Source organism: Arthrobacter sp. AG367 (genome assembly GCF_007828995.1).
GTDB lineage: Bacteria > Actinomycetota > Actinomycetes > Actinomycetales > Micrococcaceae > Arthrobacter.
In genome coordinates this window covers 906,900-921,641 of sequence record NZ_VIVE01000001.1, presented here as the reverse complement: position 1 = coordinate 921,641, position 14,742 = coordinate 906,900, and the positions used below count along the sequence as shown (strand labels likewise).

Below are 14,742 nucleotides of genomic sequence, written 5' to 3'. Positions count from 1 at the left end.
TTGGCCAGTGGTGTTTTCATCCTCTGCGCGTGCTGCGCCCTCAAGCTCGCGAACGACGACGAGTCGGCCTGCCGCGACTACCACGGCCACGACCACGCTCCGCTGCAGGTGCCGGCTGGCACCGCGATCACCCAGGGTCCCCACGAATGGGCCGGCTCTCTCGAACTGACCTGCCATGGCCATGAAGACGGGACCATCCAGCCCCTCGGGGAGTACTGGGTGGCCCAGCCCGGTCCCGCACCGGCCGAAGAAGGAGTGCGATGAGCAGCCGGACACCAGTGCCCGATGCCCTCTTCGACGCCGATCTCTGCCAGCCTCTCGGCCGCGAGGACTGGGTTGACCGCTTCGACTGGATGATCATCGACAGGCGCGTCGTGCACGCGCCTGTCACCTGGACATGGACGTGTCCCACATGCGGAGAGTCCGGGGTCATGCCCGATGGTCCCGACCCGCTGGCAGTCCCGCACGGGCCACAGCATGCTGCAGGACTTTTCGGGACGATCGTCCCGCTCGACGTCGAGGCCGAGCGTCCGTCCACTGAATAGCCTCACCGCCCGGAAGGAGGGACCCACCATGACAGAAATCAGCACTGCCACGACCGCGGTCCTCTCGCCGGCCGTGATCGTCGACATCGACGGGACAGTCGCCACGCACACACTTCCCGACGGACGCTTCATCAGGGGACACCACGAGTACCGGCTCGTCCCCTGGGACCTGCCCAACCCGCCAGTGATCGAAACCGTGCGCGCCCTGTACGCTGCCGGACTTGAGATCGTGTTCTGCTCCGGCAGGCCGGTCCTGGACGACAACGGCTGGGACGTCGGCCGCGCGACCTACGCCTGGCTCATCGAACATGTGGGGGAGTGGACCGCCAGCTGCCCTCTGTTCATGCGCGGACAGGGCGACCGCCGGCCGGACGACATCGTCAAGCCCGAGATCTACGAGGCCTTCATCCGCGGGCGGTGGGACGTCCGGCTCGCGCTGGATGACCGGCCCAGGGTGATCCGCGCCTGGCAGGCCCTCGGCGTGCCGGTGTTCGACGTCCAGCCCGGCTCGGGCGAGTTCTGATGCATGGCCCGCGCCCTCGACCCGCAGTGGGCCGCAGGGCGCGGGCCTGCTTCTCTTCAACTGCCCCGCTACGCCATTCCCCAGCGACTCAGTGTCCATCAGGAATGGTGGGATATGAGGCACTGGCATCCCAGTCGACCACGAATAGACTGGAACCATGACTGACGACAAGACCCCCCAGGCCCCGCGCGAGGGCTCCCTGCCGAAGTTCTCCGTGAACGTCGCCCCGACCCAGAAGATTACCGCCGCCGACCTGGGCACCCTGCTCGAGCGCTTCCGCGCCGGGGATGCCGAGCCCCTGATCTTCGGTGACGGGAACGTCCCCGAGGCCGCCGTAATCCCGTTCGCCGACTTCGTCGACCTGCTCCGGCGGGTCCATGCCGACGAGACTGCCTTCCAGGCCGAGCTCTCCCGCCGCATCCGTGCCTCCGACGCCTCCGAGGAGCCCGGCCTGACCCTCGATGAGCTCGGCGATGAGCTGGGCGAGCCTGCCCGGTCAATGATCCGCAAGGTGCTCGACGATGACTGAGGGGCTGCGGATCAAGGTCCATCTCAGCCCCGGGGCCCGCCAGGACATCGAACGGCTCAACCAGCGCGCCCTGAAGAATCCGCACAGCCGGGACGAGGCGCTCCTTGAGGCCACCATCGTCATGCTCCACCGGCTCAACGGCCGCCGCCACCCGACTAAGCCGCTGGACTACGACTCCCGCTTTGCCGACCTCTCCGACTGCGACACAACCTACGTCGGTGCGGACCCCCATGAGAAGCCGCCGCTGCGCATCGTCTCACGCGACGTCAGGCCCGAGCCGCCCGGCGGCATCACCCGGCGCGAGATCGTCGCCATCGGCGCACGCCGCGACAGCGAGGTCTACCGGACAGCCGGCCAGCGCCTCGGGCGGCCCGTCGGGGTCACCCTCGACCAGCTCGCCGCCCAGCGCCGCGCATCCGCGGCGAAGAATCATGCCCCGCAGGCGGGCAGGGGGCTCGACACACCCGCACCAGTCGGTGCAGACCTCGAGTTCGACTGACCATTGGGCCTCGTTTCTGTTCGTCATTCAGCCTTTCTCATAGAATGGACATGAATGATGATTCGATGGAGACGGGATGAAGTGATGCACGACTACGACACGGACCACCAGACCTGGGATCCGGCAGTCGCGGAACCACGCCGGGGGATGAGCCCGCGGGCGCAGCTGACAATCCGCCGGAGCCTTGCCCTGGCGATCGCCCTGGGAATGGCCTACGGCATCTTCCATGTGGTCTTCCGCACCGATGTTCTTGCGCCGGTGCTCGCGTACGCCGAACCCGTCAAAGAGGGGATCACATGGGTGATCGAGGATCCGAAGCGGGCCTGGCTGGCCTTCGCCGTGCTCGTCATCCCGCACATCGGGCTCTACTACCTGCTGTTCGAGGACCGGAAATGAGGGGACTGGCCATGCTCAGGAACACCAGAACGATCGTGGGGCTGTGCGCGCTCAGCGGAGTCTCGGTCACCGCCGTCATCGGCTGGGCTACCGGCTTCTTCGCCTGGGCCGTGGGCTCCGTCCGTAGCCTGTGGGATGGCTTCATCGCCTTCCTCAACTCGCCGTTCAGCTGGGAGCACCTCGCCGCCGGCGCGGGCGTGCTGCTCATCCCGATCATCATCATTGTCGTGATCTTCGCCATCGCGGATAACTGAGTCGCGCGGCATCTTTTGCAGTACCCGCTCCGGCCGCCGATTCTTGCTTCAGCGGGTACAAATTGGCTGCTTAGGCCCGCGACAGCTCGGAATGCCGCTCGAGGCTGTACCGGATCAAATCCATAGCCGGGGTAAGGGCCCAGACAAGCAGCCTCATGGTCGGCCGGTTTTCCTTGGCGATGACATCATCCGGCAGAGAAGTTGACTGCGCCGGCTTCAGCACGGCATCCGCGGCCCAGCGCCTGCCGTGGGCAAAACCCGAGCACAGCTGCCATACGGACAAGGCGGACGTCCTGGGCACCAGGTCGCGGACCTGCGTGAGTATGTGCGTGCTGCTGGGGAGAATCAACTTTCCAGCGGCCCCGGAGGCATCGAGAATAGCCTGCAGTTGCGCCTTGTCGCTGTCGAAGTCCGGAAGCGTTCCCTGAAGATTCGGATGGCGACGTGCCAGTTCGCTGTACGCAGTCTCGCGGTCTTTGGCTACCTTCAGCGACAGAGACAGCGAACGAACTATCCTGGTCGCCTGTTCTTCTGGCGCTGAAATCCAGGCGGCCTGTGCGGCGCACTCAATGGCTGCCCTGACCAGCGAGAACGGGGCAAGAGTATGTGATGCTCCGGCACCAAGCATGATGCTGTCCAGCGCGTGCAAATGATCGATCGCGCTGACTACCGCATTGGCGATGTTGTGCGACGCCTGGTGGGGTTTGATGAGCCCATCGTCCTGCGCCAGACGGCTTCCGGCTTCCGGGATCCATGCCTCGTGGGAATCCCGGAAGCCCAGCCAGGTCCTCAGCTCCTGAAAATACGAGTCGGCAATCTCGAACTCTTCAGGTTCATCTTCTCGTCGCATGACTCCATTCTTCACATGGCTACATTCTTTATCGCCAGGCACGCTGGAAGCCTTCCGGGAGGGATACTTCCGTCGGCGACAACTCAGGCCTGACCCGCATGAGGCGGACTGAATGCCGGAATGCCTGACCCGACCAGGCTATGTCGGCCGAGACTTCAACCACCAACGGCTCCACCAAAGTCAAGCGAGTGGTGCCGCCCTCCTTGGTGAAGCGGTCCAGCACCCGTTCGCTGATTTCCTCCGGCCATGGATGCCTTCCCCGGGGAGGACGAAGATATGTGGCCAGATCCCTTCCCGCACGAGCCGTCAAGGACGTGGACCGGCCGACAATCCGCAGCCGTCCGTGTACCGGCAAACCCACCACCGCTGCCCGCGGGTGCGCCATGGGACCTATGACCGCCGCAAGAACCACATCAAGGGCGCTTCTGCTCTTGACCTTCAGCCAGATTCGCCGGGGCTCGTACGTCTGCCCTTCACCCTTGATCACAATTCCTTCCACGCCCGTGGCGGTCATGTCACTGAACCACGTGGCCGCCAGGGCCTGGTCGCTGGTCACCGGTGACAGATGCAGTGGCGGAACCCACCCGCGCGCCAGCTCCTCGAGCAGAGCCCGGCGGTCCCGGAATTGAAGCCCGCGGGTATCCTGCCCCGCCACTGCCAGGACGTCGAAGGCGATCAGCGAGGCAGGGCTTTTCATCACGAGCTCCGCAAGAGCCGCCTTTGAGCTCACCAGGCGCATCTGCAGCGCATCGAAATCCAGCCGCCCTTCGGACCACACCACAACTTCGCCATCGACAACACAGCCCGGAGGGATCTGCTCACGCACGGAAGCCAACACGTCCGGAAAGTACCTGCTCAGATCCTTGCCCTGTCTGCTGTAGAGCCACGCCCCATCCGAACCGACCAGGCACACTGCCCGGAAACCGTCGAACTTCATCTCAAAGACTGAGCCGCCGGACAGTGCGTCACCGCGTGGTATCGACTCCACGGCCTTGGCCAAAGCAAGGGCAACAGGAGGATGCAGGGCGGCCGGCAAACCTTCGAACATCGTGGGCACAGCGTAAGCCCAGCGAAGCAGGGGTGGAAACAAGGCTTCCTCCCGGCTGGATACAGCACCAAGCACCGGGAAGCGTCACAGCAAAGCTGTGACCGGGTCCTTCTTCGATCAGGGAAACCAACCACATTCGAAACAGGAGTCGTCATGTCCACTGAAGCTGTTACAAACCCCGCTGGGTCTGCCGGGACTGCCGGTGGCCGGCGCTACAAGGAACCCACCTCACAGCAGATTGAAGATGCCGCGGCCCTGATGTTCCTGGCGGCGACAAGGAAAGCTCTGCGGGACCAGCAGCACATCTGGGATGTCGAACTGGAGTTGGAACTCACCTACACCGTGCACAACCAGCGCAGGTACTGCGTGCACGCCAGCACCCGTACAGGTGAAAGCCTCACGGGCCCACACGGTGTTCTCGTGCATCCGGCCAACGGAACTGCGGAAACGGCTGCCTGGAGCATTGCCGCCGAGGTTCGCAATGCAACGGCAAAACGTCGGCAAAGGCGGCCATCAAGATTGCGTGACTACTGGCCTTTACCGGGGCGGGGCTTCCGAGGACCTTCCTGGCGTGGCTTGTGTTTTGTCTTTGCCGATCTTTAGCCAGAACCAACCGACATACCAAAGAATCGCCACCAGTCCGATGACAAAGCTGCCAAGCAGCAGAATCTTGGACACGACGTCCAGGCCCTTGGGCTCAAAGGCCATCATGATCAACGGTACGAGGATTCCCAGCGAGAGGAGGCCCAGCATCCACATGGCCGCAGCCACACCCACAGGCTTGCCGACGCGGGCCAGCTCTTCATCCAAGCGGTCCCGCTCGGCCACAGCCGCCCGGAGTTGCGTCCGCAGATCTGCCTCAGCCTTGATTTCCTCGTCCTGCCGTCGCAGGCTTGCCGCGTGTGCCGCATCTGAAATGATCCCCGGTCGAAGTACCGAAGATAAATCCGCATAGCTGCTCGGTCCAAACATCGCCAGACCCGCCGGAGAGGGAAGGCTGCGTCGCCGATGCTTGAAGGCCTGTTCGTAAATATCCTGATCGGCGTCAGCAATCACCAGACCCCGCTCGACAAGAGCTTCAAGCTCCAACGCCTTGGTGTCACCCTTCCTGAGCTTCCCGTTGATAGCCTTCACCGCGTCCTGCACGCGTTGCCGAAGCGAAAGCGCATACGGTTTGAGCTCATCCACTGCCGTTCCCCCTAGCAAGCGGCCTTGGATCAAGGAGTCGAGATCCAAAGCCGGATCTTCGAGTATTTTCTCCACTGCTTCTTCGTAGAGATAGCTCTTTGCCCTGTTCAATCGCGTCTGATGGGCCTGGTCCAGGTCCGACTCAATGTGCTGAATACGGCCGGTGGCTGCTTCCACTAACCTCCTGATACCCTCGCGTTCGCTGGAGATCGCGACAAGCCGGCTGACCAGGAAACCACCAATGATGGCGACCAGAACGGCCGACGCCTGGCTGAGGGCGGACAACAAAGTGCTCGGGTCCCAGTCCTTTTCCGCCGACCTGACAATCACACTGAATGGATCGCATTGCACCACTGACTGGAGCAATGGCACATGGGAGGTACAGGTGAGGAATTCAGACGAGATCACCGAGCGATCATAAGCGACCCCTGACGATGCGCCGTGCACAGGGACCGGTCTTGGCACCTGCAGCCCCTTACGGACAGAAGAACCCCGGTGATGCTTCCGCATCGCCGGGGTTCTTCTTTTTTTCTGTCAGCAGCTGCCCGTCGTCTATCCCGCCACCCGGGCAAGGACCTCCTCAGCCTCGTCAAATTCATCGATCAGCCTCAAGGTCTCCTGGCCGCCCAGGTCAGTGTCCGGATCGAGCCGTCGATTGATGCTGCGTGACGCTGAGAACTTCAGCACCGAGTAGTCATCCACGTCCTTCTTGCCGAACCGGACCTTGTGGCCTTTGTGCGTCTGCCGGGCGAAGCGGCCAAAGCCGGTGAGCACGACGGTGTCTCCACGGCGCACGGCGTCGGTGAGCTCCGCGATGAGCGACTCGTACACCTCACTCACCACCCTTATCGGCTGTCCGCTGCGGCCGGCCACCTTCGAGATGAATCCACGCTTGCTGATCCGCGGATGAACCGTCGTCTTCATGCCCACACCTTTGTCCTATCATCCCTCGTCGTCCGCTTCCTGCTTGAAAACCAGTTTATCCGACAGGCCTGTCGAAAAGCGATCCACAGACCTGTCGGTATTCATTCAACTAAAGCTCGAAATCCGGATCAATGGACTGGCGGTCGTCCTTGTACTCGTAGTCAACTGACTCAATAATCGACCGAGTCTTCGGATCGCGCCGTGTGCTGACGATCTTGTCGTGGGACTCGTCGAACCGCTGCTGGTCGGCGATCCGGTGGGCCGCGTTGAGCTTGGCGTTGATGTTCTTGTCGCCGAACTCCATCATCGAGCTCACGGAGGACTTCGCACCCTGCTTGGTTACGTTGACGTTCTTCTTGTTCTGCGCACGCTGCTGCTCCCAGCGACCGCGGTCCTCGGACGTGACGTACCCGAACATCTGGGCGAGCCGGGAACCGTACCGCTCCTGCTGCTCTACCTGCTGGTCGTCGCTCATGGTCCTGTCTCCTTCTCGTTCGTTTCCGGACTATGCCGGCTGGTAGTCCTCGGCTCCGCGGTCGCGGCTCCACTGGCCCTCCGGCCCCGGCCGGGCCGAGGGGCCGGGCCCCTGTCGGAAGGGCTGGGGCCGCGTGCGCTGCGCCGCCAGGAAAGTAGCGGGATCGTCGACCGCGGCCCGCATCGTGTCCTGCCAGTCCTCGCCGAGGGCCAGCTTGAGCTCGTGCTCAAAATCCGGGTCCTCCTTGTTCAGCTCCTCGATGGCGTCCACGTAGGCGTTCGAGTAGACACGCTGCTGCTCCTCGTCCGAGAGACCATCGATCTCCATGCTTGCGAGCATGCTCTCGGACTGGTCGAGGCGCTGCTGGAGGTCCTCGGGCAGCCCGCGGGTGTCCAGGCCCTGCTTCTTGGCCGCGAAACCGATCATGTAGCCCATGACACTGCCGCCGAGGGCCTGTCCGTCGCCACGCTGGACGCCGTCCAGCATCGCCGCCTTCATGGTTTCCGCCAGCTGCACCTGGTGCTCGTCCGGCTCCATCGGCAGGCGCAGCGTGAACATGCCCTCGTCGGGGATCCGCCGGCCCAGGTGGTCGTCGAACTCCCCGGTCCAGACCTCGCGTACCCTGTCGGTGCCCGCGAGGCGGGCCTCGTGCGGCGGGGCCTTGACGATGCGGCCGTGCGCGACGCCGTTGAACATCAGGCGCAGCTCCGGCTCGGACTCCATCCGCTCGCCGATGATCGTCCGGGCGCGCTTGACCACCTCGGCACGGTCGAGCCCGTCGTCCTCCATCTGCTGGCGCAGGCGCTTGCGCAGGGCCTTGTAGCTGGCGTTGATCTGCTTCGCGTCCTGCTCGGGGTCACGCATCTTCCAGAAGGCGTTCTCCATGAGTGCGACCTCGGTCATGGCCGCCGACTCGGGAGTAAACAACTCACGGTTGCCCCGCTCGCGGCGCTCCAGGTCCTCCAGGCGGGTACGCCAGCGCCGGGAAAGGAAGTCGTCCCTGCTGGTGCCCCACCGCCCGCCCGACTTCCCGGACTGCTTCCCGCCGTCGTCGCCGTCGTCGCCGGAGGCCTCCTGCGCCTCCGGCGCGCCCCCGAACAGATCTCCGACCAGGGCCGCCTGGCGCTCGGCCCTCTCGCCGATGTGCCGGGTCTTCGCGTCGATCCGGTCCTGGACCTTGTCCTTGAACGGCTGCAGGTAGGAGTCCATCTCCTTCCTGAAGTCAGGAGCGAGCATCCGCATTGCCATCATCATGCCGGCGGCCTGGATGACCGAGTTCGGGTTCACGCCGCGGGTGAGCGGACGCAGGCAGCCCTGCATCATCATCTGCATGTAGACCGCGTGCATCGCGTCGAACTCCTTCGTGCGCTCCCCGTCGTTGAAGCCGGGCACGAGCAGCTTCGAATCGCGCAGCGTCTGCATGTACGCCTCGCCCGCCAGCCGCGTCTCCGCCCGGAGCTTCAGCAGCCGCTCCCGGTCGTCGAGGCCGTCATCGTCGGCCGCAGCGCGCTCCTGGTCGCGTGCACGCTGGCGCTCCCGCTCCTCGGTCCGCTCCCGCGTCGTGGCCCCGAAGAAGCCGCGGGCACGGTCGCGCAGCCGCTCGCGCTGCCCGCGTGAGGTGTCGTGTCCGGCCTGCGTGTCCGGCTCGTCGACAATCTCCGCGTCGATGATGTCCTCCTCCCCGGCGTCCATCCCGTACACAGGATGGACGTGGCCCAAGGGGTCGACAGGCAGTGCCTTGCGCCCCCGGCCCCTGCCGCCCGGACCCATTTCCTGCTCCGTGTCCTGTGTCATGTCAGCCTCCCAGTCCATAGTCGTCGTCATTCTGCTGCTGCCCGGTCTCGTAGCTCGGCGTCCAGGCCGGGCGACGGCCGCCCACGCCGACGGCGTGTGCCGAGCGCCGGCTGGCACCGCGCGCCCTGGCGGCCCCGTCCCCGGTCTGCGCGAGCACGTCACGCTTGAGGACCGAGGCATCCACCGCGGCCTCCGCGGAGTCCAGGCCGTCCAGCCCGTCGAGGCCGTGCGCCGCGAACGCGTCGAGCTCGCGCGCCGCCGCGGCCCGGGCACGGCGGGTGCCCGCTGAGGCGAACTGCTCGTTCTTCTCGCCGTCGAAGACGCTCTCGCGGTTCTTCGCGACCTGCACCAGCGCCTCGAAGTCGCCGCCGTAGGCCATACGGTCCATCACCGTGCCCGCCAGGGACGGGTCCTCCTCGAGGTTGCGCACCAGGCCCGACTTCGGGTCCTCCAGCGCGCGGGCCACACGGGCGACGCAGTCCGGGTTGACCGAAACGTTGAACCCGTCCTTGGCCTCGTAGAACTCGACGAACTGGGCCTCCCACTCCTCGGCCGTGGCCTGGACAGCCTCGCCGTCGGCGAACTCGGGACGCCACTGGCCGGGGCCGGGGTGCTCGAGCTTGCGGCCGCGCCACAGATCGCGCCCGGGACCCTGCAGCATCTCGTACTTGTGCCGTGCCTCCGCAGCGTCGTGCTTGGCCTGCAGGATCGACTGGGTCACCGGATAGGTCACCTCAAGCACCGCCTTCAGGTCAGCGCCACGCAGGGCGCGCACCGCACGCTGGGAGAACGAGCCACCCAGTCCCGTGCCGTGGGCCTTGATCGCCGTGGCGAACATCGAGGCCTCCTGGTCCTCCTGCGTGATGCCCGGCGTGCCCTGCTCGTCGCCGAGGTTGCGGGAGTAGTCCGCGAGCTTTTTCTCGCTGCCCTTGGCCCCGGTCTCGACGCAGACTTCACGCACGCTCTGCAGGTGCGCCTCGCGGCTGCTGAAGGTCAGCGCCGAGCCGAACTCGCCGCGCTGTGCTGAGCGATAGAGATCGCTGAGCTCCTCGACGAGGACCTCGTGGCCGGCGGCAACCTCGTGCGGATCGCTGACGAACCGCAGGCGGTTCGCCTCCCTGACGGCACTCTCAAGGCTCTCCGCCAGCTCCGGGCTCTTGGACATTGCCACCTGGGTGTCCAGCGAGACCTGCATGGCCAGCGGGTGCGAGCCGTCGGCCTTCACCACGCCGGTGTCCAGGAGGTTCGCTCCGACCGAGAGCCTGGCCATCGCCTCGGCCTTGGCGGCTTCGCTGTGCAGCCTCACGACGGCGACCGCGTCACCGTCGAAGTCGCCGTCGAAGCACTGGTCCATCACCGGGTTGATCGCCGCGCCGGTGAGCCGGTCGTCGATCGCCACGCGCATGTAGCGCACGCCGGCGTCGCGCAGGACCGGGTCGCGCCAGACCAGCGCGTGATCGCCTTCGGCCAGGCCCAGCTGCTCGGCCTTGACCGAGCTCAGAGCGATCTGATCGATGTCCAGCCGAGGGTCGGCGGTCCAGACCATCGTGGCCGAGTCCGACAGGCGCGAGCTCATCAGCCCGGTCTTGAAGATGTTGTTCTTGCCGGTCAGCACGCGGTTCTGCACGTCCGTGGTGATCGCCTCGAAGGCACGCTGGGCCCGCGAGACAGACTCGCTCATGCCCCGGCGCACCTCGGCGCGCTTGTCCGGCGACAGGCCGTGGTCATCCAGCTGCTCGGCCATGTACCGGTAGCGGCAGGCTTCGACGAAGACGTCCTGATAGCTGCGCGTGTAGTCGTGCGTGACGGACGTGCCGTCGTCGAACTCCTGGCCGCTGCGCAGGTGCGAAGAGAGCACCGGCAGCTTCCACGAAGTCGCGCTGACCGTCTCGGTCAGCTGACTCGTCGGGTAGGTCAGCGGAAAGGGGATTTCCATGTCGCCGCCACGATCGCCGATCAGGTCGCCGAAGGACTTGCGCATGGCCGTGGTGTTCAGCCCCGGCGTCGCGCCTTCGCTGCGCGGCTGCGTGCGCATCAGCTCCGGCATCGGGATCAGACGGCGCTCGGGCCGCTCGTCGACACTCTCGGCCTGGCCCACGACACGCAGGGTGCCGTCGGCCTCCATGTCCAGTCCCGCCACCAGCAGATACTCGCGCAGGTTCGACTCGGCACCGGAGTTGTGGCCGTAGAACTCGCGCATGATCGCCGGGCAGTCCTGGGACTGCAGCGCCCAGGCCAGCTGCGAGGAGGCCTTGCGCCCCTTGCCGGCGCGCACCTGTTCGTCGTCGTAGATCTTGGTCTTCTCGTCGACAGCCATGTGGGTGACCACGAACCGCATCTCGCCCAACCCTCCGTCGACCGGCCCGGCATCGGGGCCCTGGACGGCCGGGCGGCGGATGTCGCCCACGGCACCACCCATCAGCTCGCGCGCCGATCCGGCGTTGCGGCGGGAGATCAGCGAGAACGGGCTCATCACCACGTCGATGCCCGGGTTCTCCCTGAACCAGGCCACCTCCTGCTCCAGGCCCTGGGCACGCGCCTCGTCCGGGTCCATGTGGCGGTCGACCACCAGAGAGACGACACCCTTGTTGCCGTGCAGATCGCTGATCTTGTCGCCCACGACGAGGTCGCGCAGCTGGCCACCGGCCCCGCGGATGCGGTGCCGCTCGGAGAACTCCGTCGACACCACGATCGGGTCGTCGGCCGTCCAGCCGCCGAAGGTCATCAGAGCGGTGCCGGTCGGCTTCGTCACCTCGGAAGACTGCATGATCGTCGAGGCCGTCATCTGCTGGCGGTCGAACGGGTCATAGCGCAGCGTCTCCAGCTCCGGCCGGCTCATCAGCGGGGCGCGGGAGCCGGTCACGGTCTCCGGGTCACCCGGCTCAATCGTGCCGTCGGGGCGCACGGCGGCGTCCTCGGTGAGGTAGCGCACGATGCCCTGGTTGGTCGCGCCGCCGGTCATCACCGGATCGAAGAAGCCGCCGGGAGCCGTCACATGGTTACGGTCGGTTCCCGTGAGCACCGTCATGTTCCGTCCACCGGTGAGCCGCCAGGCGTCGAAGACGTTGTCGTCGGCCGGGTCGGTGCGATCGCGTTCGGCGCGGTACTCAGCGTAGATCGTCGAGCCCTGCTTGATCTCGTTGGAGTAGCGCACGCGCTTGGCCTCGGTCTCGAGGATCGAGGCCGTCCACTCGTCCAGCCGTGCGGTGGCCTTGCCGGTGGCAGGGTCGACCTCATACGTCGTGGCCCGTTCGATGAAGTCAACCGGGTGCTTGGTGCCGTAGAGCTGCGAGTACACCGCGTTCAGCGAGGCCGGCACGCCGGTCCGGCTGCGGCCGGAGACGAGGTCACCGGCAAGCTGGTACTGGATGCGCTCGTGCATCAGCTGTTCGTAGCCGCGCAGCACCGTGCGCTCCTCGACCGACTTGGGGGCCTCGCCCGGGGTCTGGGCCTTGATCCGCGCCTCGTAGCCGGGGACGATCAGCGCGTTCTCGCCACTGGCGAAGCGCGTGACAATCTCCCCATGGCTGCCGACATCGAAGACCTGGCCGATCTCACCGGAGACCGGCGTGGCCTTGCCGTCACGACGCAGCTTTTCGGCGGTCCAGCTGATGACGCCCTGCGCGTCGACCAGGATCTCACCCGGCGTCGCGGCGTTGCGCTCGATGCTCTCCCGGACGGTCTGACCGATCCGGCGCATGAACTCCGAGGGATGCTCGGCGATGGGGGCGGCGGTGGCCGCATGGAAGGAGACGATCCGGTCCTTGAAGCGGGTCGCCTGGAAGCTGGTACCCATGAGCTCGGTGGGAGGCACCCCGCAGCGGCGCAGCGCCGAGGCGAGGTTGTCCAGGTTAGACCACTGGCCGGTCGGGCTGGTCATGTACTTGGCGACGCGGGCGGGGTCGAAGCGCTGGTCGAGCCACTCACCGTCGATCAGGTGCGGCTCGGCATCCCAGGTGCCGACCAGCTCGAACGGAACGTCATCAGCGTGCGCACGGACCTTGTCGGCGGCCGTGCCACCATAGACGAGGTTGCCCAGGTCCGGAAGCTCACCGGCCTGCAGCTCGCCGATCTCCTCCAGGCGCTCCTGGTACATCTCCTCGGTCGCGCCCGGACGCAGCAGCTCGCTGCGTGCTCCGGTGAGCACGTCCCAGTAAGAGCGCTGGATCGCCGCGACCTCGGGGTCAGAGGCATACTCCGGGGGCTCGATCTCGTCGAGCGCGCCCTCGGTGCGCTGCAGCTCAGACTCCGCGCGCAGGATCAGCTCCTCGACGCCCAGGGCGGCGCGCAGGTTCTCCCGCGCGGTGTCCACGGCCTCGCGACCGTAGGCCTCGGCCGGCTCTGCGTCCACGAAGAAGGTCGGCAGGGAGCGGTTCTTGGCATCCCGGCGCAGCATGACCTTGGACCCGGGGCGCGGGGCGCTCTCACCGGGGACGACATAGTCCGCGACGACGAACATGCTCTCGCGGTCGACGTGATAGCTGTCCGGCACGTCGATGAGGGAGCGGCCGCGGCCATGCTCGGGGTGGCTGGAGCCGACGACGCCAACCACCGTGCCGGGACGGTCCTCGCGTTCGATGGGCAGGCCTTGGGCGAAACGCAGCAGCCGCACGGCGTCCTCGGGAGTCGGGGCGGGCACGGCCATGCCGCCGGGCACCCGGTGATTGGTGCTGTAGCGCAGCACCGTTCCGTTGTCGTAGATGCGCGCCCCGGCGTACTCCTCCTGGCGCGTGTCAGTGAGACGGATCTCCATGCCGGTCCCGGAGATCCGGGCCTTGATCTGTCCGGGCTCACGGTCGCGCAGGACCTCGTAGGCCACGCCCTGGGACTTCAGCTCCTCGAGCAACGCCGCCGAGCGTGCCACCGCCCGCTGGGACATGAAACGGTTGCGGTCAACGCGGCCGGTCTGCGGGTCGCGTCCGCCGTCGATGACCCACTCGCGGACCTGGTCGTACTCCTGGCGGCTCATCTTGTCCATGAGCGCCGTGAGGCCTGCGGCGTCGTCGTTGGTCATGGCACGGCCGGCCTCGTACGGCTTACTGTCCTCGTCGAGCCGCCAGAGCGTCATGTTCCCGCGGCGCGGCTCAGACAAGGACTCCACCTCGCCGCCGGCGTTCTTCACGATCGTCTCGTCGGGAATGTACAGCAGCTCGGTACCTGCGCGCTTCACCGTCGCGCGCTCGGACCAGGCCGGGTCGTAAGGGCTGATCGGCAGCCGCGCCGAACGCGGGTCGATCTCCGCTCCGACGCCCGTGGCACGGGTGAACTCGCGCTGCAGCGTCTGGTAGCGCTCGTTGGCGGGGGAGTGGTCGCCGAACTGCGGCTCGTAGTCCGGGACGCGCTCGGAGAAGGCCGTGTCGATCGCAGTCAGACACGCGGTGACGCCGAGTCCGGGATCAGCCAGGGCGGTTCCGCGCTGGCCGAGGATCTGGTCGACCCGTGCACGGATGGCCTTCGCCTGGGAGATCGGAATGATCTCCCCGCTCTGCTCCCGGGCCTGCTCGACTGCCTTGTAGAAGACGTACTCGTAGAAGTACCGCCTCAGTCCGTGTGCCTTCTTCATTGCTACTCAGCCTCCTGTGGACGCTCGGGGACATAACTATGTATAGATCATACGCTGATGATTCGAATGGAAGCGATAGATGAATCAGAAGCGAGCCAAAAGACGAATGCCGGGACAGTCGAATTGCATCGACCGTCCCGGCACGGAGCGAATA

The 14,742-nt window shown here is 66.1% G+C and carries 15 protein-coding genes; 7 read left to right on the top strand and 8 right to left on the bottom strand.

What is annotated here, in order from left to right:
- The 7 genes from FB478_RS04235 (at position 1) to FB478_RS04205 (ending at position 2,746) form a co-directional block, all read left to right on the top strand.
- Positions 1-264, top strand: a complete 264-nt coding sequence (locus FB478_RS04235) for a hypothetical protein (RefSeq protein ID WP_056387441.1) — start codon at positions 1-3, stop codon at positions 262-264.
- Entirely contained in the window at positions 261-545 is a 285-nt protein-coding gene (locus FB478_RS04230; RefSeq protein WP_056387438.1) for a hypothetical protein, read from the top strand. The genes FB478_RS04235 and FB478_RS04230 overlap by 4 nt, the downstream gene beginning before the upstream one ends.
- Before the next feature lie 28 nt (positions 546-573).
- Positions 574-1,068 (top strand): hypothetical protein, encoded by a 495-nt coding sequence (locus FB478_RS04225; protein ID WP_056387434.1) that lies wholly within the window; start codon positions 574-576, stop codon positions 1,066-1,068.
- Between the two features lie 157 nt (positions 1,069-1,225).
- Positions 1,226-1,597, top strand: coding sequence for a hypothetical protein (locus FB478_RS04220; RefSeq protein ID WP_056387433.1), 372 nt, complete (start codon positions 1,226-1,228; stop codon positions 1,595-1,597).
- Positions 1,590-2,096: a hypothetical protein gene (locus FB478_RS04215; protein WP_056387430.1), complete on the top strand. Its 507-nt coding sequence runs from the start codon at positions 1,590-1,592 to the stop codon at positions 2,094-2,096. The genes FB478_RS04220 and FB478_RS04215 overlap by 8 nt, the downstream gene beginning before the upstream one ends.
- A 54-nt stretch (positions 2,097-2,150) precedes the next feature.
- Positions 2,151-2,492: a hypothetical protein gene (locus FB478_RS04210; protein WP_142133565.1), complete on the top strand. Its 342-nt coding sequence runs from the start codon at positions 2,151-2,153 to the stop codon at positions 2,490-2,492.
- An 11-nt stretch (positions 2,493-2,503) separates the two neighbouring features.
- A complete protein-coding gene (locus tag FB478_RS04205; RefSeq protein WP_142938892.1) occupies positions 2,504-2,746 on the top strand; it encodes a hypothetical protein in 243 nt (80 codons plus the stop codon).
- Positions 2,747-2,816: 70 nt separating this feature from the next.
- Here FB478_RS04205 and FB478_RS04200 read toward each other — a convergent pair whose 3' ends face one another.
- The 8 genes from FB478_RS04200 to FB478_RS04165 form a co-directional block, all read right to left on the bottom strand.
- Positions 2,817-3,596: a hypothetical protein gene (locus tag FB478_RS04200; protein WP_056387420.1), complete on the bottom strand. Its 780-nt coding sequence runs from the start codon at positions 3,594-3,596 to the stop codon at positions 2,817-2,819.
- A gap of 28 nt (positions 3,597-3,624) precedes the next feature.
- Positions 3,625-4,644, bottom strand: a complete 1,020-nt coding sequence (locus FB478_RS04195) for an ATP-dependent DNA ligase (RefSeq protein ID WP_056388143.1) — start codon at positions 4,642-4,644, stop codon at positions 3,625-3,627.
- Positions 4,645-4,872: 228 nt separating this feature from the next.
- Positions 4,873-5,070, bottom strand: a complete 198-nt coding sequence (locus tag FB478_RS04190; protein WP_056387418.1) for a hypothetical protein — start codon at positions 5,068-5,070, stop codon at positions 4,873-4,875.
- Positions 5,071-5,181: 111 nt separating this feature from the next.
- Complete coding sequence (locus tag FB478_RS04185) at positions 5,182-6,240, bottom strand: hypothetical protein (RefSeq protein WP_056387415.1); 1,059 nt, start codon at positions 6,238-6,240, stop codon at positions 5,182-5,184.
- 144 nt (positions 6,241-6,384) lie between these two features.
- Positions 6,385-6,756, bottom strand: coding sequence for an HU family DNA-binding protein (locus FB478_RS04180; RefSeq protein ID WP_056388141.1), 372 nt, complete (start codon positions 6,754-6,756; stop codon positions 6,385-6,387).
- A 109-nt stretch (positions 6,757-6,865) separates the two neighbouring features.
- On the bottom strand, positions 6,866-7,231 hold the full coding sequence (locus FB478_RS04175; RefSeq protein WP_056387413.1) for a hypothetical protein: 366 nt from the start codon (positions 7,229-7,231) through the stop codon (positions 6,866-6,868).
- Positions 7,232-7,261: 30 nt separating this feature from the next.
- Positions 7,262-9,055 (bottom strand): hypothetical protein, encoded by a 1,794-nt coding sequence (locus FB478_RS04170; RefSeq protein WP_142133566.1) that lies wholly within the window; start codon positions 9,053-9,055, stop codon positions 7,262-7,264.
- Positions 9,027-14,588: a hypothetical protein gene (locus FB478_RS04165; protein ID WP_056387406.1), complete on the bottom strand. Its 5,562-nt coding sequence runs from the start codon at positions 14,586-14,588 to the stop codon at positions 9,027-9,029. Before FB478_RS04165 ends, FB478_RS04170 begins: the two co-directional genes overlap by 29 nt.
- Between the last annotated feature and the right edge of the window lie 154 nt (positions 14,589-14,742).